The organism is Micromonospora sp. NBC_00421, from assembly GCF_036017915.1.
GTDB lineage: Bacteria > Actinomycetota > Actinomycetes > Mycobacteriales > Micromonosporaceae > Micromonospora.
On the sequence record NZ_CP107929.1, the window covers coordinates 4,912,607 to 4,938,240 of the forward strand.

Sequence of the window (25,634 nt, forward strand, 5' to 3'; positions counted from 1 at the left end):
GCGTTCCGTGGGAAGGCAACCCCACCGGTCGGTCCAGGCAGCCCAGTGCGACGTGCCTGCTTTGCGCGAATCAGCAGCAGGTCATGCCGGCTGCGCGCAGGTCGGAGGCCGGGCGGCCAGGCACGGAACCGAGCGGACCGGGCACGCGGGTCAGAAGCGGGGCATGCCGCCGAACTGGCGGTCACCGGCGTCACCGAGGCCCGGGACGATGAACATGTTGTCGTTCAGCCCCTCGTCGATCGACGCGGTGACCAGCCGCAGCGGCAGCCCGGACCGCTCCAGCCGAGCGATGCCGACCGGCGCGGCGAGCACGCAGAGCACGGTGATGTCGGTGCAGCCCCGGTCGGCGAGCAGCCGGCAGCAGTGCTCCAGCGAACCGCCGGTGGCCAGCATCGGGTCGAGCACCAGCACCGGCAGCCCGGCCAGCTCCCGGGGCAGCGACTCCATGTAGGCGCGCGGCTCGTACGTCTCCTCGTCGCGGGCCAGGCCGACGAAGCCCATCGACGACTCCGGCAGCAGCCCGAGCGCGGCGTCGGCCATCCCGAGGCCGGCCCGCAGCACCGGCACCAGCAGCGGCGGGTTCGCCAACCGGGTGCCCTCGGCCCCGGTGACCGGGGTCTGCACCGGGTACTTCTCGACCGGGAAGGTGCGCGCGGCCTCGTACACCAGCATGGTGGTGAGTTCGTGCAGCGCGGCCCGGAACGACGACGAGTCGGTCCGGGCGTCCCGCATGGCGGTCAGCCGCGACTGGGCGAGCGGGTGGTCAATGACGTGTACGTCCACGATCGCTCAACCTACCGGTCCGGCCCCGCCGGCAGTACGGGTGCGCGGCGGGCCGCGACGCCGCTCACCCACAGTGCCGTTGCGCCGCCCACCCTGAGCACTGTGACCAGGATCACCCGACGCGCGGCTGCGTAGTATTCGGGGCATGACGGCGACAACGACGTCGGCCCGGTCGGACCTGTCCGAGCTGGGGCGATCCGAGACCGCGTTGCGGACCTTCCTGCACGGCCTGCCCGGGGTGGACCAGGTCGGCGCGGAGCAGCGGGCGGCACAGCTCGGCACCCGCTCGATCAAGACCACCGCCAAGGCCCAGGCGATCGACCTGGCCATCCGGATGGTCGACCTGACCACCCTGGAGGGGGCCGACACCCCGGGCAAGGTACGCGCCCTGGCCGCCAAGGCACTGCGCCCGGACCCGGCCGACCCGACCTGCCCGCACGTCGGCGCGGTCTGCGTCTACCCGGCGATGGTGCCGTACGTGGCCGAGGTGCTGCGCGGCAGCGCCGTGCACCTGGCCAGCGTGGCGACCGCGTTCCCGTCCGGGCAGGCGCCCCTCGACGTCAAGCTCGCCGACACCCGGGCGGCCGTCGCCGCCGGAGCCGACGAGATCGACATGGTGATCAACCGGGGTGCGTTCCTGGCCGGGCGCTACACCGAGGTCTACGACGAGATCAAGGCGGTCAAAGAGGCCTGTGGCTCTGCTGATGGCGGTCGCCAGGGGCGACCGGCAGCCCACCTCAAGGTGATCCTGGAGACCGGCGAGTTGGCCACCTACGACAACGTCCGGCGGGCCTCCTGGCTGGCGATGCTGGCCGGCGGCGACTTCATCAAGACCTCCACCGGCAAGGTCCCGGTCGCCGCCACCCTGCCGGTGACCCTGGTGATGCTGGAGGCGGTCCGCGACTTCCGGGCCGCCACCGGGAGGCAGGTCGGCGTGAAGCCGGCCGGCGGGATCAAGAACACCAAGGACGCGATCAAGTACCTGGTCATGGTCAACGAGACCGTCGGCGCCGACTGGCTGAGCCCGGACTGGTTCCGGTTCGGCGCGTCCAGCCTGCTCAACGACCTGCTCATGCAGCGCACCAAGCTGACGACCGGCATCTACTCCGGTCCCGACTACTTCACCCTGGACTGAGCATGATGTTCGAATACGCCCCTGCGCCCGAGTCGCGCGCGATCGTCGACATCAGGTCGTCCTACGGTCTGTTCATCGACGGCGAATTCGTCGACGGCGAAAATCTCGACAAGACGGTCAACCCGGCCACCGAGGAGGTGCTCGCCGAGGTCACCTGGGCCGGCACGCAGGACGTCGACCGGGCGGTCCGCGCCGCCCGCAAGGCGTACGACAAGGTCTGGGGGCCGATGCCGGGCCGGGACCGGGCCAAGTACCTGTACCGGATCGCCCGGATCGTCCAGGAACGCTCCCGCGAGCTGGCGGTGCTGGAGTCGCTCGACAACGGCAAGCCGATCCGGGAATCCCGGGACGTCGACCTGCCGCTTGTCGCCGCGCACTTCTTCTACTACGCCGGCTGGGCCGACAAGCTGCCGCACGCGGGGTTCGGGGCCGACCCGCAGCCGCTCGGGGTGGCCGCCCAGGTCATCCCGTGGAACTTCCCGCTGCTCATGCTCGCCTGGAAGGTCGCCCCGGCGCTCGCCGCCGGCAACACCGTGGTGCTCAAGCCCGCCGAGACCACCCCGCTGACCGCGCTGCTGTTCGCCGAGATCTGCCAGCAGGCCGACCTGCCGGCCGGCGTGGTCAACATCGTCACCGGCGCGGGCGACACCGGCCGGGCGCTGGTGGAGCACCCGGGCGTGGACAAGGTCGCCTTCACCGGCTCCACCGGGGTCGGCAAGGCCATCGCCCGGTCGGTGGCCGGCACCCGCAAGAAGGTCACCCTGGAGCTGGGCGGCAAGGCCGCCAACATCGTCTACGACGACGCTCCGGTCGACCAGGCCGTCGAGGGGATCGTCAACGGCATCTTCTTCAACCAGGGTCACGTCTGCTGCGCCGGCTCCCGGCTGCTGGTCCAGGAGAACGTCGCCGAGCAGGTGCTCGACGCGCTCAAGCGACGGATGGCGCTGCTGCGGGTCGGCGACCCGCTGGACAAGAACACCGACGTCGGGGCGATCAACTCGGCCGCCCAGCTCGCCCGGATCCGGGAACTGTCCGACGCCGGGGCCGCCGAGGGCGCGCAGCGCTGGTCACCGCCGTGCGAGCTGCCCGACCGGGGATTCTGGTTCGCGCCGACGATCTTCACCGGGGTCACCCAGGCGCACCGGGTCGCCCGCGAGGAGATCTTCGGCCCGGTGCTGTCGGTGCTGACCTTCCGCACCCCGGCCGAGGCGGTGGAGAAGGCCAACAACACGCCCTACGGGCTGTCGGCCGGGATCTGGACCGACAAGGGCTCCCGCATCCTGTGGACGGCCGACCGGCTGCGCGCCGGGGTGGTCTGGGCCAACACGTTCAACAAGTTCGACCCGACCTCGCCGTTCGGCGGCTACAAGGAGTCGGGCTACGGCCGCGAGGGTGGCCGGCACGGGCTGGAGGCGTACCTCAATGTCTGAGCGGGTCGCGGTACGCAAGACGTACAAGCTCTTCATCGGCGGGAAGTTCCCGCGCAGCGAGTCGGGACGGTCGTATCTCGTGCAGTCCTCGAACGTGTCACTGGCCTCTCGCAAGGACGCGCGGGACGCCGTGGTCGCCGCGCGGGCCGCCGTCAAGGGGTGGGCCGGCGCGACCGCGTACAACAGGGGTCAGATCCTCTACCGGGTGGCCGAGATGCTGGAGGGCCGCCGCGAGCAGTTCGTCGCGCTCGGCATCCCCGGCGACGAGGTGGACGCGGCGATCGACCGCTGGGTCTGGTATGCCGGCTGGGCCGACAAGCTCCCCCAGGTGTACGGCGGCGCGAACCCGGTCGCCGGGCCGTACTTCAACCTCTCCGCGCCCGAGCCGACCGGGGTGGTGGCCGTGGTGGCCCCCGAGACCCCGGCGCTGCTCGGCCTGGTCAGCGTGATCGCCCCGGCCATCGTCACCGGCAACACGGTGGTGGTGACGGCCTCCCCGTCGGCCCCGCTGGCGGCGGTGACCCTGGCCGAGGTGCTTGCCACCTCCGACCTGCCCGGCGGGGTGGTCAACCTGCTCACCGGCCGGATCACCGAGACCGCGCCGACGCTTGCCGCGCACCTGGACGTCAACGCGATCGACCTGGCCGGGGTGACCGACCCCGAGTTGGCGACCGACCTGGAGGCCAGGGCGGCGGAGAACCTCAAGCGGGTCCTCCGGCCGACCTCGGCCGACCACGACTGGACGGGCGACCCGGGCCTGGCCCGGATGACCGCCCTGCTGGAGACCAAGACGGTCTGGCACCCCAAGGGGGTGTGATCGCGGGTGTCCTGCCTTGGGAGGGGTTCTACTACGGGGGGTAGGATTAGCGGGTGACTCGGTTGGGCGATCTTGAGCGGGCGGTGATGGACGTGCTCTGGGACGTGGTCCCGGGCACGTCGGACGGGGTGACCGTGCGCGAGGTCGCCGAGGCGCTGGACGGGCGCGAGTTGGCGTACACGACGGTGATGACGGTGCTGGACCGGCTCGCCGGCAAGGGCATGGTGCAGCGGGAACGCGAGGGACGGGCGTGGCGCTACCGGGCCGCCGCCAGCCGTGAGGCGCACATCGCCCGGCTCATGCTCGACGCCCTGGACCTCGGCGGCAGCCGGGACGCCGCGCTGGTGCGCTTCGCCCGCTCGGTGACCGGCACCGAGGCCGAGGTGCTGCGGGCGGCGCTCGGCGCGGAGGCGGGCCTGACCGGTGCCGAGCCGACCCGGCACGAGGTACCACCGACCCGGCACGAGGCGGGGCTGACCGACCGTGCCGAGGATCACCGGGTCAGCCGGGCCAGGGTCGCCGACGAGGCGACGGACCGGTAGGGCGACCACCGTGGCGTACGCCGTGCACTTCGCCGGGGCGGTCCTGGCCTGCTGGCTGACCGCTCAGGTCCTGGCCGGTTCCACCTGGACATGGCGGGCCCCCCGGGTCGCGATCGTCTGCTGGCAGGCGGTCGGGCTGGCGCTCGGCCTGTCCGCGATGGGCCTGCCGATGGCGCTCGGGCTCGCCGCGTACGACCGACCGACAGGCGGTGCGCTGCTGGCCCTCGCCGACGACCTCGGCCACGGCACGCTCCCGGTCGGGGTGACCGCCGTCCACCTGGGCCTGGTGGGGGTCGGCTTCGGCATCGGCGCGGTGCTGCTCGCCACGACCGTACGCAGCGTGCACTCCACCGTCCGGGCCCAGCGTCGCCATCGGGACCTGCTCACCCTGGTCGCCCGGCGGGACCCGACGGTTCCCGGCGCGCTGGTGCTCGACCATCCCAGCGCCGCCGCGTACTGCCTGCCCGGGGTGCGACCCCGGGTGGTGGTCAGCGCCGGCACCCTCAGCCTGCTGGACCGGGCCGAGTTGGCGGCGGTACTCGCCCACGAGCGGGCACACGCCCAGGAGCGGCACGACCTGGTGCTGCTGCCGTTCACCGCACTCTGCCGGGCACTGCCCTGGTTCCGCTGGGTACGCGCCGCACACGAGCGGGTGGCCCTGCTGGTCGAGATGCGGGCCGACGACAAGGCCCGTGAGCTGCACGCCGAGGCGCCACTGGCGGGCGCGCTGCGCCGCTTCGCCGCCTGCGGTGACCGGGTCACCCCGGCCGGCGCGCTGGGCATGGGTGACCGCGATCTCGACGTACGGGTGCAGCGGCTGCTCGCCGCCGACCGGCCGCCCCGGCTGCTGGGTGCCGCCGCGCTGGCGGTGACGACCACCCTGGCCGCCCTCCCGATCTCCCTCTTCCTGAGCTGACGCCCCGCACCCACCCGCCCCTCACACTCACCCGCTCCCCGCACCCACCTGCTCCCTTGCACGTCACCACCCAGGGCCGTGCTGTCCCAAGATCGCACTACATCCAGGTTCTCAACACCGTTGCGTTAGGTGGAACGGCTCTTCGTCAACCAGCGCTGCCTCGCCGATCATGGAGTTGTGGTGGGCGACAGAACGCCCGTAAAGCCCCCAAGGTCGGCACCACCACTCCATGATCGCCAAGCGGGCCCACCCCGCTCCCCGATCGGGCAGGTTGACCAGCCGCCCACGGCGTTGACGCAACGGTGTTGGTTTCCTAGTTAGAGCACGATCTTGCGCACGGCGGCGTGGGCGGGTGTGCGTGGGCGGGTGTGCGTGGGCGGGCGGGCGTGGGCGGCGTGAGGCGGGGTGGTGGGGTGGCGGGGAGGGTTGGGGGTTGGTGCGCGGCTTATAGGTAGGCAAGCTACGTGTAGGGTGGCTACGACAAGCGAGCCAACCCCTTGGAGAGCGGTCATGGACACCCTGCTCCTCGCGCGCCTGCAGTTCGCCACCACCACCTCGCTGCACTTCCTCTTCGTCGTGGTCACCCTCGGGCTGGTCACCCTGCTGGTCGGCATGCAGACCACGTGGTTCCTCACCGGGAACCCGAAGTGGGAACGGCTGACCCGCTTCTGGGGCCAGCTCTACGTGATCAACTACGTGCTCGGCATCGCCAGCGGCATCGTCATGGAGTTCCAGTTCGGGCTGAACTGGAGCGGGCTGTCGCGCTACGTCGGCAACGTCTTCGGGGCCCCGTTGGCGATCGAGACGCTCGTGGCGTTCTTCCTGGAATCCACATTCCTCGGCATGTGGATCTTCGGCTGGCACCGGTTGCGTCGGGGGGTGCACCTGGCGCTGCTCTGGGGAGTCGCGCTCACCGCGTACGCCTCCGCTTTCTGGATCATGGTGGCGAACGCCTGGCTCCAGCACCCGGTCGGCTACCAGGTACGCGACGGCGTCGCCCAGCTCACCGACTTCGGGGCGCTGCTCACCAATCCGACCCTGGGGATGGCCCTCGGCCACGTGCTCGCCGCCGGCCTGCTCACCGGGGGCATGCTGATGGCCTCGGTCAGCGCCTGGCACCTGCTGCGGCGTACCACCGACTTCGCCCTGCACCGCACCTCGCTGCGGATCGGGCTGGTGACCGCGGCCCTGGCGGTCAGTCTGGTGCAGGGTTTCGGCTTCGCCCAGTTCGGGCCGGTCGGCGAGTTCCAACCCACCAAGTTCGGCGGCGGCCCGACCGCCGACGCCGCGGTCGCCGAGTGGACCACCCGGTTCGGCCCGGGTGACTACACCCCACCGGCGCTGTCCAGCGTCGGACTCGGCTTCATGATCCTGATCGGCTTCACCCTGGGCTGCGTCTGGCTGCTGCTGCCGCTGCTCTGGCGGGACCTGGTGATCCGGCTGCGTTTCCCGCTCTGGCTGACCCTGCTCGCCCTGCCGCTGCCCTTCGTCGCGGTGATCCTCGGCTGGCTCGCCCGGGAGGTCGGCCGGCAGCCCTGGGCCGCGTACGGGCTGCTCCCCACGGGCCGGGCCGTCTCCGACGTCGACCCGGGCCTGATGCTCGCCTCGCTGATCGGCTTCAGCCTGCTGCTCGGCGCGCTCACCGTCGCCAACTGGACGCTGCTCGCCCGGCACGCCGCCCGGGGCGCCACCGATCCGGCGCTCGGTCGTCCGCCCGGCGTCCTCGGGGACGAGCCCCGGCCCACCCCCGCCTTCGCCTGAGAGGACCCCCGATGGCACTCGTCTGGTTCGCCCTGCTCGGCCTCTTCTTCGCCGGCTACCTCGTCCTCGGCGGCCTGGACTACGGGGTGGGCCTGCTGCTCGCCCGGCACGACACCCCGGCCGCCCGCCGTGCCGGGCTCACCGCGCTCGGCCCGTTCTTCCTCGGCAACGAGGTCTGGCTGGTGGCCGCCGTCGGCATTCTCTTCGGCGCCTTCCCCACCCTGGAAGGGGAACTCCTCTCCGGCCACTACCCCGCCGTGGCCGGGGCGTTGGTCGGGGTGATCCTGGTCACCGCCGGGGTGCAGCTGCGCAGCCGCCCCACCGGACCGGCCGCCCGCCGGGGGTGGGACCGGGTGATCGTGGCCGGCAGCGCGCTGGCCGCGTTCGGCTGGGGCGCGCTGCTCGCCGGGCTGCTCCAGGGCCTGCCGATCCACACCGACGGTCGCGTCGCCGGGCAGACCCACCTGGCGACCCCGTTCGTCGCCGCCACCGGGCTCGCCCTGCTCACCCTGGTCGCGGCGCACGGTGCGACCTTCCTCACCCTGCGACTGCCGGCCGCCGACGCGCCGGCCACCGCCCGGCTGGCCCGCCGGTTGGTCGTCGGGGCACTCGCCGCGGTCGCCACCGCCACCGCGCTCGGCCTGCTCTCCGAGCGGGTACGCGCGGCGACCCGCCAGCCGCTGCCCGCCGTACTGCTTGTGGTGCTGCTGGTCGGGGCGCTGCTGGCGGCCCGTGCGGCGCTCGGTCGGGGTCGTCCCGGGGTGGCCCTGGCCGCCACCGGCGCGGCGCTCGCGCTACCGGTGGCCCTGGTCGGCGCGGCGCTCTGGCCGGCCGTGCTGGTCTCCACGGTCGACCCCGCGGCCACGGTGGACGTCGCCGACGCGGCGGCCAGCGGGCCGACGCTGCGGCTGCTGGGCTGGCTGACGCTGCCCCTGCTGCCGGCCCTACTAGGCTTCCAGGCAATGTGCTGGTGGGTGTTCCGGGGACGGACCGACGGCAGGGGACCGGTGTACTGGTGAACCGCCGTCCCTTCGACCCGCGTCTGCTGCGCCGGGTTCCCGCGGCCCGGCGCGACCTCGCCGTGCTCGCCGCCCTCGGCGGACTCACCGCGCTGCTTGTCGTCGCGCAGGCCACCGCCCTGGCCACGGTGCTCGCCACCGCCATCCACGGCCGGCTGGACACCGTCGCGCTGGCCGGCTTCGTCACCGCCGTCGGTGCGCGGGCCGTGGTCTCCTGGGGGCAGGGCACCGTCGCCGCGCGGGCCGCCGCCACAGTGAAGGCGACGCTCCGCGCCGATCTGCTCGCCGCCGTCGGCCGGCACGGGCCCGGCTGGGTCGCCGGTCAGCGGGCCGGGCAGCTCGCCACCCTCACCGGGCGCGGCCTCGACGCGCTGGACGCCTACTTCACCGGCTACCTCCCCCAACTCGTGCTCAGCGTCACCGTGCCGGCCGCCGTGCTGGCCCGGCTGGTCTTCGCCGACTGGAGCTCGGCCCTGATCATCGTGCTCACCATCCCGCTGATCCCGGTCTTCGGCGCGCTGCTCGGCTGGCAGGCCCAGGCCGCCACCGAACGGCAGTGGCGTCGGCTGTCGATGCTCGGCGGGCACTTCCTCGACATGGTCGCCGGGCTGCCCACCCTGCGCGCGTTCGGTCGGGCCCGGGCGCAGACCGAGGTGGTCCGCCGGATGGCCGACGGGCACCGGGTCGCCACCATGAAGACCCTGCGGATCGCCTTCCTCTCCGCGCTGGTGCTGGAGCTGGTCGCCACCCTGTCGGTGGCGCTGGTCGCGGTGCCGGTCGGCATCCGGCTGCTGGACGGCGGGATCACCCTGGCCACCGCGCTGCTGGTGCTGCTGCTCACCCCGGAGGCGTACCTGCCGTTGCGGGCGGCCGGTAGCCGGTTCCACGCCAGCATGGAGGGGCTCACCGCGCTGGACGAGGCGCTGACCGTCTCCGCCGTACCCGCCGGTCCGGCCGCCGCCGCCGGTCCGGTGGCCGCTGGTCCGGTGGCCGCTGGTCCGATGGCCGCTCGTCCGGTGGCCGCGGTCCGTCCGGCACCGTCGGGGGGCGGCGAGATCCGGTTCTACGACGTCACCGTCGCATACGAGCGGACCACCGCCCTGCGGGACGTCACGCTCACCGTCCGACCCGGCGAGCGGATCGCCGTCGTCGGGCCGAGCGGCGCCGGCAAGAGCACCCTGCTCGGCCTGCTGCTCGGCTTCGTCACCCCGACCGCCGGCCGGATCACCGTCGACGGGGTCGACCTGGCCGACGTCGACCTGGACGACTGGCGTCGGCGGATCGCCTGGGTGCCGCAGCGGGCCCACCTGTTCGCCGCCACGTTGGCCGACAACATCCGGCTCGGTGCCCCCGACACCCCGGACGCCGCCCTGGCCGACGCGGTCGCCGACGCCGCGCTGGACGAGGTCGTGACGGCCCTGCCCGACGGGCTGGACACCCTGCTCGGCGAACGCGGCCACGGGCTGTCCAGCGGTCAACGGCAGCGCGTCGCGCTGGCCCGAGCGTTCCTCCGGGACGCCCCGCTGGTGCTGCTGGACGAGCCGACCGCCCGGCTGGACACGGCGAGCGAGACGACAGTCCTGGACGCCACCCGGCGACTGGTGGCCGGCCGTACCGCCCTGCTGGTGGCGCACCGGCCGGCGCTGTTGGCGGACGCCGACCGGGTGCTGCACGTCGCCGCCGGCCGGGTGACCGAACTGACCCCGAGCCCGGCCGGGGAGGCCAGTCGATGACCACCGGTCCCGTTCCCGCCGTTCGACCCGAGCGGGTGGTGCTGCGGCTGGCCCGGCCGTACCTGGGTCGGCTGCTCGGGGCCGGGCTGCTCGCCTCGGCCACCGAGTTCGCCGGGCTGGCCCTGATGGCCACCGCCACCTGGCTGCTGATGAGCGCCGCCGGCCAGCCACCGCTGGACCGGCTCACCGTCGCCATCGTCGCCGTCCGGGCACTGGCCATCAGCCGGGGCGTGCTGCGTTACACCGAACGACTCGCCGGCCACGACGCCGTACTCCGCATGATCACCGACGTCCGGGCCAGAGTCTTCGCCACTCTCGCCACCCGACCCGGTTCCGCCGGCCACCGCACCGGGGACGCCCTGAGTCGGCTGGTCTCCGACGTGGAGGCGGTACAGGATCTGCTGCTCCGGGTCCTCGTACCCGGGGCGGCGGCTGCGCTGGTCGGGGTGCTGGCCGTCGGTGGGGCCGCCCTGGTCTCGCCGCCCTCGGCCGGGGTGCTCGCGGTCGGCCTCCTGGTCGCCGGGGTGGCGCTGCCGGTGCTGGCCACCGCACTGACCCGGCGGGCCGCCGACGAGGTGGCGCCGCTGCGCGGGGCGCTCGCCAGCGACGCCGTCGACCTCACCCACGGTGCCGCCGACCTGGCTGCCTTCGGGGCCACCGACCAGGCGCTGCGGGCCGCGACGAGCCGCGCCGACCGGCTGGCCCGACTGGAGCGCCGGCTCGCCGCGACCGGATTCGCGGTGGACGCGGCGGGGGTGCTGGTGGCCGGGGCGACCGCCGCCGGGGTGGTGCTGACCGCACTGCGCTCCGGGGTGGACGGGGTACTGGTGGGCGTGCTCGCCGTCGGTGCCCTGGCCGCTGTGGAGATCGCGTTGGCGCTGGTCGGCGCGGCCCGACAGCGCACCCAGCTCCGCGCCGGCCTGGCCCGGGTCGCCAGCCTGCTCGACGGCCCGGCGGTGCCCGGTGCCGCGGTGTCCGACGGGCCGGTGTCCGACGGGCCGGTGCACGACGGGCCGGTGCACGACGGGCCGGTGCGTGATGGCCCGGTCGTCGGTGGGGCGGCGGGTGGCACGGTGGGGCGGCCGGGGGCGGCCGCGCACGACGTGCGGTTCGACGGGGTCGTCGTCCGGTACCGGGAAGGTGCCGCGCCCGCCCTGGACGGGATCGGCCTCGACCTGCCCGCCGGCCGTCGGATCGCGATCGTCGGGCCGAGCGGCGCCGGCAAGAGCACGCTGGCCGCCGTGCTGACCGGAGCGGTACGACCCGACGCCGGCCGGGTCACCCTGGCCGGCCGGGACGTGTCGACGTACCCGGCCGAGGAGCTGCCCCGGCAGATCGGCGGACTGCTCGCCGAGGCGTACGTCTTCCACGCCTCGGTGCGGGAGAACCTGCTGCTCGGCCGGCCGGACGCGGACGAGGCGGAACTGGCCGACGCGACCCGCACCGCCGGTCTGCTCGACTGGGTACGCGCCCAGCCGGACGGTTGGGACACCCTGGTCGGTGAGGAGGGCGGTCAGCTCTCCGGTGGGCAGCGGCAGCGGCTCGCCCTGGCCCGGGCCCTGCTCGCCGCCCCCGGTGTGCTGGTGCTCGACGAACCGACCGAGGGCCTCGACCCGGTCGCCGCCGACGCGGTGCTCGCCGGGGTGCTGGCGGCCACCCCTGCCGGGCGCTCGGTGCTGCTGATCAGCCACCGGCTCAGTGGCCTGGCCGGTTTCGACGAGGTCGTGGTGCTGGTCGCCGGCCGGGTGGCCCAGCGCGGGCGGCACACCGACCTGGTCGCCGCCCCGGGCTGGTACCGGGACCAGTGGCTGCTGCAGGAGGCCGCCGAACGCGGATACCTGGCCCTGACGCCCTGAATGAACACCGGGGCCCGGCCCGACGTCCCGGGCCGGTCGGCGTCCCGTACCCGGATCGGCGTCCGGAACGCGGGTCCGGGAATCTCCCCGACGCGCGGCGACAGCTGTCGTGGCAGGGTGGTGCCATGCATGCCTGCGACGAGGTGGGAATCGACGAGCGGTTGCGGGATCTGGCGTCCCGGCTGCACGGCCCGGCGCGGCTGAAGGACGAACTGATCCGTGAGGCACGGGGGGCCCTGGACGACGCCACCGAGGCGTACCGGGACGGTGGACTGCCGGCACCGGAGGCCGAACGTCGGGCGGTGGCCGACTTCGGCGCACCGGCCGAGCTGGCTCCGGCATACCAGGAGGAGCTGGCGGCCGGGGCGCTGCGCGGGCTGTCCCGGCGGGCGCTGCTGATCGCCGGGGTGCTGACGGTCGGCGGCGACCTGACCTGGCGGGGATCGAGTTGGAGCGGTGGACCGCCCCCACCGGCCGGCTATCAGCTGCTCGCCGGTTCGATGAACGGAATCTGGCTGGCCGTGGCCGGGCTGGCACTGGCGGCCCTGCTGGGCGGTCGCTGGGCGGCCCGGCGGGGGTCGGCCACCACGTCGGCGGGTCGGCTGCTCGGGTGGGCGCTGGTCGGCACGCTGGCGCTCGGCGCGGTCGCCGGGATGGCGCTCTTCGCCTGGTCGGTCGAGCTGTGGGACGCCGCCCTGACCTGGCCGCCGATGATCGTCGGTGCGCTGCTGGCCGGCGCCGCCCACTTCGCCCTGTTCCGGGCCGGTCGCTCCTGGCTGGTCGCCGCCCGCTGACGGCGCCACTTCACCGACCCCGTGGCCGCCCACGTCCCGGGGCGCGAAAAGCCGGTCCCGACGTGCGGGTGGCCGGCGGAGAACCGGTCCCGGTGGGATCAGGCCGGCGCGGCGGGTGGGCCGGCGGGGTCGAGGAACCGGCCGACGGTGACACTGAACTCGCGCCAGCCGGCCCGCTCGCCGGCCAGGGACGCCCGACCTGAGTCGGTGAGCCGGTACGTCCGCCGCTCCCGGCCGTTGACCGTGCTCCAGGAACTGGCCACGTGCCCGGCCCGCTCCAGCCGGCGCAACGCCGGATAGATGGTGCCGGTCGGCAGATCGAGCTGGCCGTCGCTGCGGGCGCGCAGCGCCTCGATGACGGCGTAGCCGTGCAGTTCGCCCTGCTCCAGCACGGCCAGCAGCAGGGCGTCGAGGTGGCCGTGCAGCGCCTGAGCCTTCATACGTAGGTACGCTACTTGTCAACCGCCCGAACCGCCAGCGATCGCAGGGCCCCGACGCCCGCGCGGCTCCGGCCGCCCGGGGCAGCTCCTGCCGCCCGGGGCAGCTCCGGTCCCGGAGGTCCGCCGCCGTCGGGGCGCAGACTTCGACCATCTTCGGGGTACGGGTTCCGAGCGCCGCCGGGGTGCGGGGTCGGCACACGCCGGGACGCCCATTAGGGTATGTGCCCAGAGTCACTTGGCGGCGGCACGTCGCCGAGTGGGCAACCCGACGCACACGGAGGTCAGCGTGGCCCGCCAGTCGCCCCAACGGCCCGACGCCGACGAACCCGAGCTCGGCGACACCGACGGGCCGACCGGGCCCGACGTGGAGCCCGGCCCGGCCGACCGCTCGCTCTGGGAAGAGCTGAGCATCGATCCGGTCGAGATCGCCCTGCCCGCCGGCACCGGTTTCACGCTTCGGGCGTACCGGGCGGCGCGCGAGCTGACCCCGACGGACGTCGCCGAACGCGACGAGGACGACCCCTTCCTGGCCCGACGTCAGGTCGTCGAGGCCGAGGACGACGAGGAGGTGGTGATCCTCGACGAGGAGTTCGCCGCCCTGTCGGCCGAGGACGAGGCTGAGGCCGAGGACGACCGGAAGGACGCGGGCGACGGCAAGCGTGCAGGCGGGAAGGACGGCACCGACACCGACGATGCCGACACCGACGACGACGCGGATGCGGATGCGGATGCGGACGCCGACGGCGACGCCGACGGCGACGGCGACGAGGAGGAGGTGCCGGTCTTCCTGAGCCACAAGGGCCGGCTGCTGCTGTTCAAGACGCCCGAGTCGCTCGTCAGTTTCATCCGGTCGGGTGCCCCCAACGACCTGTCCCAGCTGGACGGTTGGAATGAATTGTCCGAACGGGTCACACCGGCCGACATCGCTCCGCGCGACGAGGACACCTACGAGCTCGACCTGGTCGTGGAGAACCTGCGCGGCGGGCACGACACGTGGGACCCGACCCTCCTGATCGAGGCTGGCGAGGTGGCCCGTGACCTGTCGTACGCGCTGCGGCTACCAGCCGTGCTGGACATGCTCTCGGCCGGCTCCAGCCTGGACGACCTCGACGAGGCGCTGCGTGCATCTGTCAACGGCGGAGTCGGTGGTTTTCTCGGCCGTAGGCGGTTGAAGAAGATCGGGGCCCAGACCGCAAGCTTGGGTTGGCGCACCATTGTCGGCAAGATCTCTGCCGTCGTGGACTGGCGCGACTGACTCCGAGCGGGGACCATCAGTGGCTGGCAGAGAATAGACCTGTGTCCCGGGAGGAGGACGACGCCGTGGCGCTCGTGCGCGTGTACTGCGGTCTGGCTTCGGCAGATCCGGCCGACCGACCGGCCTCGGCCGGATCGACGCTGACGTCCGCCGTGGTCGACGACGCAGGCCGTCTGCTGCATGTCTACGAGATCGGTGACGACGCGGCGGGTTATGCCCAGCTGGTCTCGCTGCTCGTGGAGCGGTCGGGCGGGCCGAGTGGTGTGGCGATCGCCGCCGACAGCGACGACCACGCGGTCACCTCGCTGCTGAGCGCAGCCGGCCGTCCACTGGCGATCGCCGACGACGACTCGGTCGACGACTTCGCCGAGCGGTTCGCCGACGACGACTCCCTGGAGGAGATGCAGTCCGCGCCGGCCGAACGGCGGGCGGTGGGTCTGGCCCGTGCCCTCCAGGCCGGCGCACTCTCCGCGGTCACCCTGCCGGCTTCCCGGGACCTGGCCGGCTTCAAGCAGGTCCTCGCGGCACACGCCGCCCTGTCCAGTGGTCGGCACTCCGCCGCCGTGGCACTGCGTGAGGTGCTCCGCGAGCTCTACCCGGCCGCCCTGCGGGCATACCCGGATCCGGCCGAGCCGGTGGCCTTGGCCGTCCTCGACGCGCTACCCGAGCCGAACATGCTCGGCGGCACGTCGGCGCGGGGCCGTGACCTGTCGGTGGCCGCCGAGGCGGTCATCGCGCACCTCACCGCCGACGGGGTCGCCGAGGCCGGGGAGATCGAGGCGGCGGTCACCGCGCTGCGGGTGGCCATCTCCGAGACTCCGCGCCGGGCCACCGTCAACCGGGCGCTCACCTCCGCCGTCGCCGAGACCGTCCGACAGTCGGTCGCCGCGGTACGCGCCTGCGACGCCGGCTGCGAGGCGCTGGTGAGTGCACTCAGCACCCGGGTCAGCGCTCCGAGCCCGATGCCGGGCCGTCGGGCTGCCGCCCGCCGGGGCGAGCAGGTCGGCGAGCTGACCGGCATCAGCGGCACCGGCACCGGCCTACGTCCGGTTCGGTCCGCCGAGCCGGCGCCGCCGGTCCCGACCGGTCGTCGTAGCCGCCCCGAGCCGGTCCCCGGTGGGGCGACCCCGGCCGCACCCCGACCGCTCGGCCCGCCGCCGGTGGCCCCCGCCCCGATCACCCCGCCGCCGGTGGCCCCCCAGCCGGTGACCCCGGCTGCCGTGTCCACCCTGCCGAGCTCGGTGCCGCCGGCGCGTACCGATCCGAGGACGCCGGTCCGGCACGGGTCGGACGCCCCGACGACGATGATCCCACCGATCCGGCGCGGGGTGGACGCCCCGACCAACCGGCCGGTCTCGGCCCCGCCACCGCCTCCTCCGGGCATCACCCCGATCGCCCCGGCGCAACGCGGCAACGTGCCGCCCGCCGAGGCCGGTGAGCCGTTCCGGCCGACGCTGACCACCGCCGCGATCAACAACGCCCGTGCCGAGCGGCAGCGCACCGTGATCCCGCCGCGACCGAAGACCACGGGTGCGCTCTCGACGCCCACCGGTGGATTCAGCGCGACCGATCTCAACGTCCCGGTGCCAGTTTCCCGCCCCGAGCCGGAGCCCGTCGCCCCGCCGGGATCGCGGGCGAACTGGCCGCTGGTCAACAACCCCGAGGACCCAGCCAACAGTTCGGCCAACAACCCGGTGGTCCCGGCCTACGGTGAGCGGGCCGGTCGAGCGACTGACGCTCCCGCCGACCCGGGTGCCGGGCGTCGGGTCACCCCGCCATGGCTCGCCGACGACCTGCCCCAGGAGCCGCCGATGCTGCGGTTGGTGGAGCCGCCGCCGCTTGCCGATCGGGCGTTGCGGGGCGCGCTGGACGCCGCAGTCGATCCGCACCTGGACACCCCGCCGCTGCGGTTGGTGGACCGGGAGGAAGCCGGCCGTCCCGGCCGATCCACCCGGGCCGACCGTCCGGAACGCCTCGACCGTCCGGAACGCCTCGACCGTCCGGAACATCTGGACCGCCCCGCCCGGGCCGACCGTCCCGCGCGCCTCGACCGTCCCGAACGGGCCGAGCGCTCCGAGCGGGCCAGCCGACTCGACCGTCCCGATCGGCTCGATCGGGACGAAAGGCCGGAGCTCCTCGACCGTCCCGAACGGGTCGAGCGGTCGACCCGTAGCGAGCGGGCGGGCCTTGACCGTCGGCCGGAACCGGTCGAGCGCCGTCCCCCGCCGATGGAGCACCGGCCGCCGCCGGTTTCCGACGAGGGCGACGGTGACCTGCTGATCTTCGCGCAGGCCAAGTCGGCGTGGTTCGTCGGGCACGGCGACGAGAGCGACCTGCAATGGTCGTCCACCGCGGACACCGGTTGGCAGGCCGCCGAGAAGGTCGCCCAGCCTGCCGTCGGTGCGGAGACCTCGGCCGGGCTACCCAAGCGGGTCCCCAAGGCCAACCTGGTCCCCGGTTCGCCGCTGCGCGAGGAGCGTCCGCTGCGGATCGTCCGGGACGCCGCGAGCCTCGCCGAGAACACCACCGGCTACTTCCGTGGTTGGCGTCGTGGGCAGGAGATCGGTGGTTTCGCGGTCGGTGGCCGGCCGGGGCGTGAAGCGGCCGGTGGCTGGGACTTCAGCCGGGATCCGACCGAACGGGAAGACGACCGGGAGTACGAGTTCCGCTCTGCCGGCTACCGGTCCTGACGAACCTGACGGCTGGCCGGGCGTACCCACGCGGTGCGTCCGGCCTTTCGGCTGACGCGCGCCCACCCGGGCCACCCGCATCCGGTAGCAGACCCGGACAGCTCCGCCGTACTCACTTGTCGACGGCGATCTCCGACGCGCCCGGTGGTCCACAGGCCTGACGCGCAGACGCGCCCGGTCACGGCCGGAGCCGCCACCGGGCGCGTCGAAGTCGATCAGGCCGGGGCGACCGCGCGCGAACGACGCATGGTCAGCACGTACTCGACCAGCGAGATCAGCACATGCTTGGTCGACTCCCGGTTACGGGCGTCACAGGCGACCACCGGTACGTCGGTCGAGATCGCCAGCGCGTCCCGGACGTCCTGCGGGTCGTGGTACTGCATCCCGTCGAAGCAGTTGATGGCCACCAGGTACGGCAGCCGCCGGTGCTCGAAGAAGTCGATCGCCGCGAAGCAGTCGGCCAACCGGCGGGTGTCGACCAGGACCACGGCGCCGATGGCACCCCGGACCAGCTCGTCCCACATGAACCAGAACCGTGTCTGACCGGGCGTACCGAACAGGTACAGGATCAGATCCCGATCGATCGAGATACGGCCGAAGTCCATCGCCACCGTGGTCGTCGTCTTGCCCGGCACCTGCCGGGTGTCGTCGACGCCCACGCCGGCGGAGGTCATGATGGCCTCGGTGGTCAGCGGTGTGATCTCCGAGACCGAGCCGACCAGCGTCGTCTTGCCGACGCCGAACCCACCGGCGATAACGATCTTCGCCGACGTCACGCGCCCGTTCGGGGCAGGCGGCCGCTGCGACATGTCAGAGCCTGCGAAGTCCACTCAGCACCCTCTCCAGCAGTTCAGTGCCCACCGCGTCGTCCGAGTCGTCCAAGATGGTCGGCTCGTGGACCGCGACCAGGCCGTCCGTCGCCATGTCGGCGATGAGCACCCGGGCCACACCGAGCGGTAGCTGCATCCGGGCCGCGATCTCGGCCAGCGACTGCACTCGTCCGTCACACAGCGCGGCGATGTACTGGTGCTCCCGGCCCTGACCGCCGTTGCCACCGGCAGCAGCGCGACCGCGCACCGTCGTCTCGACGAGCGCCTCCAGGGCGATGTCGAGCCGGGGACGGGTACGACCGCGGGTCACGGCGTACGGACGGACCAACGCCCCTGTCGGTTCGTCACGATCGATCATGTAGCCGCTCACCTCCCTCGCACCCGGCACCGGCTCTCACCCGGTGGAACCCGTCGTTGTTGTCCTCGTCCCGTACCGACCAGCTGGCCAGCCCGGTCAGCCCATCATCCCGACAGCCGTACGGGCCTGCGGGGTGAGCGCGTCACCCACCCGGTCCACGAGCAACGCCATCTCGTAGCCGACCTGACCCACGTCACAGCTGCGGGCGGCCAGTACGGCGAACGACGACCCGTCCGAGATGGACATCAGGAACAGGAAGCCGTTGTCCATCTCGACGACGGTCTGCAGCACCGCACCGCCCTCGAAGCAGCGGGCCGCGCCCTGGGTCAGGCTGACCAGGCCGGACGCGATCGCCGCCAACTGGTCGGCCCGATCCCGGGGCAGGTCGCGCGACGAAGCGAGGAGCAGGCCGTCGGCGGAAACGGCTACCGCGTGTGCGACACCCGGCACCCGGTCGGCGAAGTTGGCCAACAGCCAACCAAGATCCTGCGTACTTGTCATCCTTCTTGCTCCTTCTGCCCGCTCCTACCCGCCCGGCCGGAGCCGGACGGCGAGGATTGCTGCCCGCCCGGAGTGGCGTCCGGGTTGGCGGGGTTGTCCGAGGTGGTCCGGCCACGTTGCACACCTCGATGGTAGGCCGACAACAGACCCCGGACCGCCTCCGGCGTACGCCGCTGCACCGACGTGGTCGGCTTCTCGATCGCCCCCGGCACGAGCTGGGCCATCGGCGTCCGCTTCGGCAGGCCGGTCTGGGTCGTCCCGGCCACCGGTGCCTCGGTCGCGGCCACCGCGGCCCGCCAACCGTCGTCGGCGGCGGTCTGCCAGCTGGCGGGCTGCGGGGTGGGGCGACGGGTCACCGGGCTGTCGCCCCGACCGGGCAGATCCCCGTTCACTGTCGGCCCGTTGTCACGCGGCACGCCACCGGCCGGCGCGGTCTCTGCCATCGGTGCGCTACCTGTCGTCCCTGGTGCGGGGTACTGGAGGGCATGACCAGCGGTGTCGACGGTGGACTGCGCGGTCACGGTGCCGTTGGCCACCGGCTGCCTGGCAACGGTGGCCTCGTCCGGGCCCGGCTTGCGGGTGCGGAACCAGGCCGACTCGAGCTCCCGGAAGATCGGCAGCTCCATCGTCTCGTCCGCGTACCGCTGCTGGGGTGCCTGTTGCGGGACCGGAGGTCGCTGGCCCGCCGACGACGCGTGCCCGGCCCGCACCGGCGGTGGTGTGGGCTGTCGAGGTGCCGGCGCTGCCGTCTCGTTACGCGGCACCCGGGGCAGCTCGGTGGTCATGTCCAGGGCGGCGGCGAGCCGCTCGGGGACCGGCGGGGTGGCCGTGTCCCGCTCGGGATTGGCCACCGGCGGCCAGGCCGGCGGTGCGGCGGCACCCGGCGCGGCCCCGCCCGAGGTGGGCCGGGACGGCAGCGGAGCGCTGGGCGACCCGGAGACCGGAGCGGCCGGGCCCGGCTGACCGGCATACGGGGACGCCGACACCGGGTAGCCCGGGGCGGGCTGACCCGACACCGGGTAACCGGAGCCCGGGTAGCCGGAGACCGGCTGACCCGAGACGGGCTGACCGGAGACCGGTCGGCTGGACAACGGGTAGCCGGAGACCGGCTGACCGGAGACCGGAGCGGCCGGGTACGAGGGCGGCAGCGGTGGTGCCGACACCGGCGGGACCGGCGGGGAGCTGTACGGCCGGGCCTCCGGGCTGCTCGGCAGCTGACGCGGGATGGTCGGCTGCTGACCGGTGCTGTCCGGGTCGTCACTGCTCCGCCGCTGGGGCAGCGGGTCGATCGCCTGACCGTTCGTGGTCCGCGGGGTGAAGCCGTCCGCGCCGTTGACCCCGCCGGCACCGGTGAGGTCCGACCAGGCGGGCATCCCGCGGCCACCGTTGACGGGAGCACCGGAGCCGTTGCGCGGCGCCGGCTCCAGGGGTCGGCCCCCGAAGGTGACCTGGTTTCCGGACTCACCCTGGCGGGGGGCCGGCGGCTGGCCGTTACCGATCGCGGGAAGTGCACCGAAGGCTTGGGAGGCGCTCGATCCACCGAAGGCAGGGGCCGAGCCGGCACCACCGAAGGCGGGGGTCGAGCCGGGGCCACCGAAGGCCGGGGCCGAGCCGGTACCACCGAATTGCGGGCCGGCGCCAGGCAGGCCGGGGGTGCCCGGGGCCCGGCCGGTGAGGGCGCGGGGGACCAGCACCGAGGTGGGCAGGACGACCTCGGCCACGGTGCCCCGGTCGGTGCCCGGACGCAGCTCGACCTTGACGCCGTGCCGGGACGCCAACCGGGCGACCACGACCAGGCCCATCATCCGGGAGACCGCCACGTCCACCTGGGGTGGGGTGGCCAGCCGCTCGTTGAGGTCGGCCAGTTGCTCGGGGCTGATGCCGATGCCCCGGTCCTCGACGTAGAGCGAAGCACGCTCGCCGATCCGGCGGGCCTCGACCATCACCTGGGAGTCCGGCGGGGAGAACGCGGTCGCGTTGTCGAACAGCTCGGCGACCAGGTGGACCATGTCGTTGACCGCGTGCGCGGAGACCTCGATGTCCCGGTCGATGATCCCGAACTCGATCCGGGTGTAGTGCTCGACCTCGGACTGCGCGGCGCGCAGCACATCGATCAGGGCGGCCGGCTCACGCTGCACCCGGGTGGAGTCTGCACCGGCGAGGACCAGCAGGTTCTCGTCGTTACGGCGCATCCGGGTGGCCAGGTGGTCGAGCTGGAACAGCTCGGCCAGCCGGTCCGGATCCTCCTCGCCGCGCTCCAGCCGGTCGAGGTGGCCGATCAGCCGGTCGACCAGGATCTGCGACCGGCGGGCGAGGTTGACGAACATCGTCGCGACCGAGGAGCGGAGCGCGGCCTGCTCGGCGGCGGTACGGACGGCTTCCAGGTGGACGGCGTTGAACGCCTCGGTCACCTGGCCGAACTCGTCCCTGCTGCGGACCGGCAGCGGCTCGGCGATCTGGTTGGCCAACTGCGCCGGGGACTGTTGGCCGGTGAACTGCGGGTCACGCAGCCGGGCCACCGCCTGCGGCAGGCCGAACTGGGCGATGGACAGGGCACCCTGGCGCAGGTCACGCAGGGACCGGGCCATCGACCGGGCGACCAGGTAGGCGAAGAGGATCGCCAACAGCAGCATGCTGAGCAGCAGGCCGGTCTCCAGGAAGACCTGACGCTGGACGTCGGAGCGCAGCTCGTCGGCCTTGGCGACGACGTCGCCGTCGAGGCGCACCTCCACGGCCCGGTTGAGCTGGGCGTACGCGACCATGGCCGCGTCCCACTGGTCGGTGGTGAAGGTGAGGCCGTCCAACCTGTCGCTGTTCAGCGCGCTGACCTGGCCGGCGTAGATGTCGGCCTGACGGCGGTCGGAGCCCGAGACGCTCTGGTCCTGGAACTCGCGTTCGGCGCGGGTGGCCACCGCCTGGAAACTCTGCAGGGCCTGCTGCTCACCGGTGTTGCTGGAGATGTACAGCTCACGCAGGGCCGGGGTGTACGCCTTCTGGAGCAGCACCTGGTGCACCGCGATCCGGCGGACCGAGGCGTACTCCTTGGCGCGGGCCATCGCGGCGGCGGCCCGCATCTGGTCGCTGAGGTCGTTGTCACCGGCGAGCTGGGTGGCCGAGTCACGGATGGTGATCAGGTTGTTGATCAGACCGGTGTACCGGCTGACCGCCTCGCTGAGTCGGAGCTTGCCGTTGTAGACCTGACTCCGGACGCCGGGCATCTCCGTCAGGTCGGTGTCGATCCGGTCGAGCTGCGTCTCCAGGGTCGCCGGCAGGCCCTCGATCTCGGCGCGCTGCTGCGAGTAGGGCACCTTGGACTGGTCGACCCGCTGGTTGACCCGGTTGTAGGCCTCCTGGTACTGCGCGCGGGACTGCCCCTTGGGCGAGCCGAGCAGCAGGACGGCGTTGGTGCGCTCGTCCTGGAGGGTGTTGACGAGGTCACCCGAGTAACCCACCAGGTTGGCCAGGTCACCGGCCCGGTTGGCGTTGTTGAGCGTCTGCAGGTGGTCCACCAGCCCGCTGGTGCCCACGACGACCGTGGCGATGGTCGGCACGATCATGATCAGGCCGAGCTTGGACCAGATCGGCATGTCGCGGAGCCGGCCGGCCGGCCGACGCAGACGCGACAGGAAGGAGCCCGCCGTCGTTGGCCGTTTGCTCACGTCACCGCCCTCGCGATTACAGCGCCTCCGCGTTGCCACGGGCAACGCCCAGCAACCGACCCGGCGGGTCGGACCTCCGAGATTCCATCACGGCTCCCCTGAAAGAGAAAGCCCAGGTTGTCGGTCGCCGGAGGTGTGATGAGATGTTGATGCAATTTGATCGCTATCCGTCTGGCCGGAGTCACTCAAAGTAATGGAATATCGCCATCGCGTCGTCCTGCTCGCCGGCCCGTCCGGGTCCGGAAAGTCGTACATAGCCCATCGAACCGGCCTTCCCGTGCTCTGCCTGGACGACTTCTACAAGAACGGTGATGACCCTACGTTGCCGCGACAGAACGGACTGGTCGACTGGGACGCGCCCGAGTCGTGGGACGCGGGAACGGCCGTGGAGACAATTGCCCGACTGGCCCGGCAGGGCCGGGCCGACGTACCCGTCTATGCGATCGGTGCGGATCGACAAGTGGCCACCCGGCCATTCGAGGTGACCGGATCGCCACTCTTCATCGCCGAAGGGATTTTCGCCGCCGAGATCGTCGAGGAATGCCGTCGACGAGGGCTCCTCGCCGGGGCGTACGCACTGCGTCGACCGCGCGGGGCGACCTTCGTCCGCCGGCTGGCCCGGGACCTGGCCGAGCAGCGCAAGGCCCCGAAGGTGCTGATCCGACGCGGGGTGGCACTGCTGCGCGCCGAACCGGCGGTGCTGCGCCGGCAGACCGGCCTCGGTGCCGAGGCGGCCCACGCCCGGGAGATCCTGCGTCGGGTGGCCGACCTGGCCGCCGGCCACCCGCCCCGGTGATTCAGCCGATCAGCTTCGCGTACGCCGGCTTGATCACCTCGTCGATGATCGCCAGCCGCTCGTCGAACGGGATGAAGGCGCTCTTCATCGCGTTGACGGTGAACCACTGGAGCTCCTGCCAGCCGTAGCCGAAGCTCTCCACCAGCAGCGCCATCTCACGCGACATCGAGGTGCCGCTCATCAACCGGTTGTCGGTGTTCACCGTCACCCGGAACCGCAGCTCCCGCAGCAGCCCGATCGGATGCTCGGCGATCGACGCCACCGCCCCGGTCTGCACGTTCGACGACGGGCACAGCTCCAACGGAATCCGCTTGTCCCGCACGTACGCCGCCAGGCGACCGAGCGTCGGCGTAGGGCCCGGGGTGATGTCGTCCACGATCCGCACCCCGTGGCCGAGCCGGTCCGCCCCGCACCACTGGATCGCCTGCCAGATCGACGGCAGCCCGAACGCCTCGCCGGCGTGGATGGTGAAGTGGAAGTTCTCCCGCTGGAGGTACTCGAAGGCGTCCAGGTGCCGGGTGGGCGGGAAACCCGCCTCGGCGCCGGCGATGTCGAACCCCACCACCCCGGCGTCCCGGTGCCGGACGGCCAACTCGGCGATCTCCTGCGAGCGGGCGGCGTGCCGCATCGCGGTGAGCAGGGTGCCGACCCGGATCGGGTTGCCCGAGGCGGCGGCCTCCGCGCTGCCCTCGACGAAACCGGCGACGACCGCCTCGACCACCTCGTCCAGGGTCAGGTTCTGCTCCAGGTGCTGCTCCGGAGCGAACCGGACCTCGGCGTACACCACGCCGTCGGCGGCCAGGTCGAGCGCGCACTCGCGGGCCACCCGGCGCAGCGCCGGGGCGGTCTGCATGACGGCGACGGTGTGCGCGAACGTCTCCAGGTAACGCTCCAACGAACCGGAGTGCGCCGCCTCCGCGAACCACCTGCCGAGCGCCTCGGGATCGGTGCTCGGCAACTCGTGGCCCACCTCGGCGGCCAACTCGACGACCGTCGCCGGCCGCAGGCCGCCGTCGAGGTGATCGTGCAGCAGCGCCTTCGGGACCTTGACGATGTCCTCGTATCGGATTGCGACCATCCCCAGACCCTAGTCAGGTGCCCCGACCACCCGCGATCAGGCTCGCGGCCAGCCCCGCACGACGGCCAGCCCCACTACATCGCTCATGTAGTGGTATCAGCGCGAGTGGATACCACTACATCAGCGATGTTGAGTTGACCAGGAGTTCTCGGGACACCTCCGAGGCCATGTCTCCCCTGCGCCGTAGGCTGCTGCGGGTGAACGCGCCGCACTCGACCGGGCAGGCCGACGACACGACGCCCCACGACGACACGACACAGCCCGACGACACGACACACCGCGACGGCACGACGCAGGCTGACGACATGACGTCGCCCCTAGACGCGACGTATCCGCTGATCGTCGCCCGGCTGCGCTGTCCGGTCTGCGCCGAGCCGCTGGCCGCCGCCACCGACACCCGGGCGTTGCGCTGCCCCCGCCGGCACAGCTTCGACCTGGCCCGCCAGGGGTACGTCAACCTGCTCACCGGCCGTGCCCCGCACGTCGGGGACACCGCCGGGATGGTCGCCGCCCGCGCCGACTTCCTGGCCGCCGGGCACTACGACCTCATCTCGTCCACCCTGGCCGAGGCGGCGGCATCCACCCTCGCCGAGGCGGCAACGGACGGGCCGGGAGCGGACAGGCCGGGAGCGGGCTTCGGGGCGTACCCGCTGGTGGTGGATGCTGGGGCGGGCACCGGGTGGCACCTGGCGGCGGTGCTGGCGGCGGTGCCGGCCGCCGTCGGGTTGGCCCTGGACGTCGCCAAGCCGGCGCTGCGCCGCGCCGCCCGCGCCCATCCGCGCGCCGCCGCCGCGCTCGCCGACACCTGGCAGCGGCTGCCGCTGGCCGACCGGTCGGTCGCCGTGCTGCTCAACGTCTTCGCCCCGCGTAACGGCGTCGAGTTCCACCGGGTGCTCCACCCGGCCGGGGCGCTGCTGGTGGTCACCCCCACCGACGCCCACCTCGCCGAACTGGTCGACGTGCTCGGGCTGCTGCGGGTCGACCCGGCCAAGGCGGACCGGGTGGCGGAAAGCCTCGCCGGGAACTTCACGTCGGAGCGCAGCGCCGTGCACACCGCCCGGCTCACCCTCGACCGGGCCGAGGTGGCCACCCTGGTCGGGATGGGGCCGAGTGCCTGGCACACCGACCCGCGACGACTCGCCGCCGCGATCGACGCACTGCCCGCGCCGGTCACCGTGACCGCGTCGGTACGGCTCACCGTCTGGCGCCCCCGCTGACCCCCAGCGCCACGACGCATTGAC

General features: G+C 73.1%; 21 protein-coding genes. 14 read left to right on the top strand and 7 right to left on the bottom strand.

The annotated features are described in order from the left end of the window. Positions 1 to 150: 150 nt before the first annotated feature. Complete coding sequence (gene upp / locus OHQ87_RS20630) at positions 151 to 783, bottom strand: uracil phosphoribosyltransferase (protein WP_088643926.1); 633 nt, start codon at positions 781 to 783, stop codon at positions 151 to 153. A gap of 145 nt (positions 784 to 928) precedes the next feature. Here upp and deoC point away from each other — a divergent pair, with 145 nt between their 5' ends. The 10 genes from deoC (at position 929) to OHQ87_RS20680 (ending at position 12,786) form a co-directional block, all read left to right on the top strand. Next, positions 929 to 1,918, top strand: a complete 990-nt coding sequence (gene deoC, locus OHQ87_RS20635) for a deoxyribose-phosphate aldolase (protein ID WP_328340227.1) — start codon at positions 929 to 931, stop codon at positions 1,916 to 1,918. A 5-nt stretch (positions 1,919 to 1,923) separates the two neighbouring features. After that, positions 1,924 to 3,348 (top strand): aldehyde dehydrogenase family protein, encoded by a 1,425-nt coding sequence (locus tag OHQ87_RS20640; RefSeq protein WP_328348930.1) that lies wholly within the window; start codon positions 1,924 to 1,926, stop codon positions 3,346 to 3,348. Next, a complete protein-coding gene (locus OHQ87_RS20645) occupies positions 3,341 to 4,165 on the top strand; it encodes an aldehyde dehydrogenase family protein (RefSeq protein ID WP_328340229.1) in 825 nt (274 codons plus the stop codon). Before OHQ87_RS20640 ends, OHQ87_RS20645 begins: the two co-directional genes overlap by 8 nt. A gap of 53 nt (positions 4,166 to 4,218) precedes the next feature. Further along, positions 4,219 to 4,707 carry a BlaI/MecI/CopY family transcriptional regulator gene (locus OHQ87_RS20650; protein WP_328340231.1) on the top strand — a complete coding sequence of 163 codons (489 nt, stop codon included), beginning with the start codon at positions 4,219 to 4,221 and terminating at the stop codon, positions 4,705 to 4,707. 10 nt (positions 4,708 to 4,717) lie between these two features. Further along, positions 4,718 to 5,623 (top strand): M56 family metallopeptidase, encoded by a 906-nt coding sequence (locus OHQ87_RS20655; protein WP_328340232.1) that lies wholly within the window; start codon positions 4,718 to 4,720, stop codon positions 5,621 to 5,623. A 510-nt stretch (positions 5,624 to 6,133) separates the two neighbouring features. Then, positions 6,134 to 7,384, top strand: a complete 1,251-nt coding sequence (locus tag OHQ87_RS20660) for a cytochrome ubiquinol oxidase subunit I (protein ID WP_328340233.1) — start codon at positions 6,134 to 6,136, stop codon at positions 7,382 to 7,384. 11 nt (positions 7,385 to 7,395) lie between these two features. Then, positions 7,396 to 8,403, top strand: coding sequence for a cytochrome d ubiquinol oxidase subunit II (locus OHQ87_RS20665; protein ID WP_328340235.1), 1,008 nt, complete (start codon positions 7,396 to 7,398; stop codon positions 8,401 to 8,403). Continuing rightward, positions 8,400 to 10,136 carry a thiol reductant ABC exporter subunit CydD gene (gene cydD, locus OHQ87_RS20670; protein ID WP_328340237.1) on the top strand — a complete coding sequence of 579 codons (1,737 nt, stop codon included), beginning with the start codon at positions 8,400 to 8,402 and terminating at the stop codon, positions 10,134 to 10,136. The genes OHQ87_RS20665 and cydD overlap by 4 nt, the downstream gene beginning before the upstream one ends. Next, positions 10,133 to 11,992: a thiol reductant ABC exporter subunit CydC gene (gene cydC, locus OHQ87_RS20675; RefSeq protein WP_328340239.1), complete on the top strand. Its 1,860-nt coding sequence runs from the start codon at positions 10,133 to 10,135 to the stop codon at positions 11,990 to 11,992. The genes cydD and cydC overlap by 4 nt, the downstream gene beginning before the upstream one ends. Positions 11,993 to 12,117: 125 nt before the next feature. Further along, positions 12,118 to 12,786, top strand: coding sequence for a permease prefix domain 1-containing protein (locus OHQ87_RS20680; RefSeq protein WP_328340241.1), 669 nt, complete (start codon positions 12,118 to 12,120; stop codon positions 12,784 to 12,786). Between the two features lie 98 nt (positions 12,787 to 12,884). Here the strand turns inward: OHQ87_RS20680 and OHQ87_RS20685 are convergent, their stop codons facing one another. Next, positions 12,885 to 13,226 (bottom strand): PadR family transcriptional regulator, encoded by a 342-nt coding sequence (locus OHQ87_RS20685; protein WP_328340243.1) that lies wholly within the window; start codon positions 13,224 to 13,226, stop codon positions 12,885 to 12,887. A gap of 256 nt (positions 13,227 to 13,482) precedes the next feature. Here OHQ87_RS20685 and OHQ87_RS20690 point away from each other — a divergent pair, with 256 nt between their 5' ends. Continuing rightward, entirely contained in the window at positions 13,483 to 14,481 is a 999-nt protein-coding gene (locus OHQ87_RS20690; protein WP_328340245.1) for a DNA primase, read from the top strand. A 41-nt stretch (positions 14,482 to 14,522) separates the two neighbouring features. Further along, positions 14,523 to 17,171, top strand: a complete 2,649-nt coding sequence (locus tag OHQ87_RS20695) for a transposase (protein ID WP_328340247.1) — start codon at positions 14,523 to 14,525, stop codon at positions 17,169 to 17,171. Positions 17,172 to 17,386: 215 nt separating this feature from the next. On the opposite strand, the gene OHQ87_RS20700 is transcribed toward OHQ87_RS20695, so the two are convergent. The 4 genes from OHQ87_RS20700 to OHQ87_RS20715 all read right to left on the bottom strand — a co-directional run bounded on the left by OHQ87_RS20700 (position 17,387) and on the right by OHQ87_RS20715 (position 22,519). Continuing rightward, a complete protein-coding gene (locus tag OHQ87_RS20700) occupies positions 17,387 to 17,980 on the bottom strand; it encodes a GTP-binding protein (protein ID WP_088643912.1) in 594 nt (197 codons plus the stop codon). Between the two features lies 1 nt (position 17,981). Next, positions 17,982 to 18,359 (bottom strand): DUF742 domain-containing protein, encoded by a 378-nt coding sequence (locus OHQ87_RS20705; RefSeq protein WP_067304754.1) that lies wholly within the window; start codon positions 18,357 to 18,359, stop codon positions 17,982 to 17,984. A 96-nt stretch (positions 18,360 to 18,455) separates the two neighbouring features. Continuing rightward, positions 18,456 to 18,860 carry a roadblock/LC7 domain-containing protein gene (locus tag OHQ87_RS20710; protein WP_088643911.1) on the bottom strand — a complete coding sequence of 135 codons (405 nt, stop codon included), beginning with the start codon at positions 18,858 to 18,860 and terminating at the stop codon, positions 18,456 to 18,458. Next, positions 18,857 to 22,519 carry a nitrate- and nitrite sensing domain-containing protein gene (locus OHQ87_RS20715; protein ID WP_328340251.1) on the bottom strand — a complete coding sequence of 1,221 codons (3,663 nt, stop codon included), beginning with the start codon at positions 22,517 to 22,519 and terminating at the stop codon, positions 18,857 to 18,859. The genes OHQ87_RS20710 and OHQ87_RS20715 overlap by 4 nt, the downstream gene beginning before the upstream one ends. A gap of 322 nt (positions 22,520 to 22,841) precedes the next feature. On the opposite strand from OHQ87_RS20715, the gene OHQ87_RS20720 reads away from it, so the two are divergent. Then, a complete protein-coding gene (locus OHQ87_RS20720; protein ID WP_328340252.1) occupies positions 22,842 to 23,315 on the top strand; it encodes an ATP-binding protein in 474 nt (157 codons plus the stop codon). A 1-nt stretch (position 23,316) separates the two neighbouring features. On the opposite strand, the gene OHQ87_RS20725 is transcribed toward OHQ87_RS20720, so the two are convergent. Beyond that, positions 23,317 to 24,393 carry an adenosine deaminase gene (locus tag OHQ87_RS20725; protein WP_328340254.1) on the bottom strand — a complete coding sequence of 359 codons (1,077 nt, stop codon included), beginning with the start codon at positions 24,391 to 24,393 and terminating at the stop codon, positions 23,317 to 23,319. A gap of 305 nt (positions 24,394 to 24,698) precedes the next feature. Between OHQ87_RS20725 and OHQ87_RS20730 the strand changes: the two genes are divergently transcribed. Further along, positions 24,699 to 25,610, top strand: coding sequence for a putative RNA methyltransferase (locus OHQ87_RS20730; RefSeq protein WP_328340256.1), 912 nt, complete (start codon positions 24,699 to 24,701; stop codon positions 25,608 to 25,610). Positions 25,611 to 25,634 lie beyond the last annotated feature (24 nt).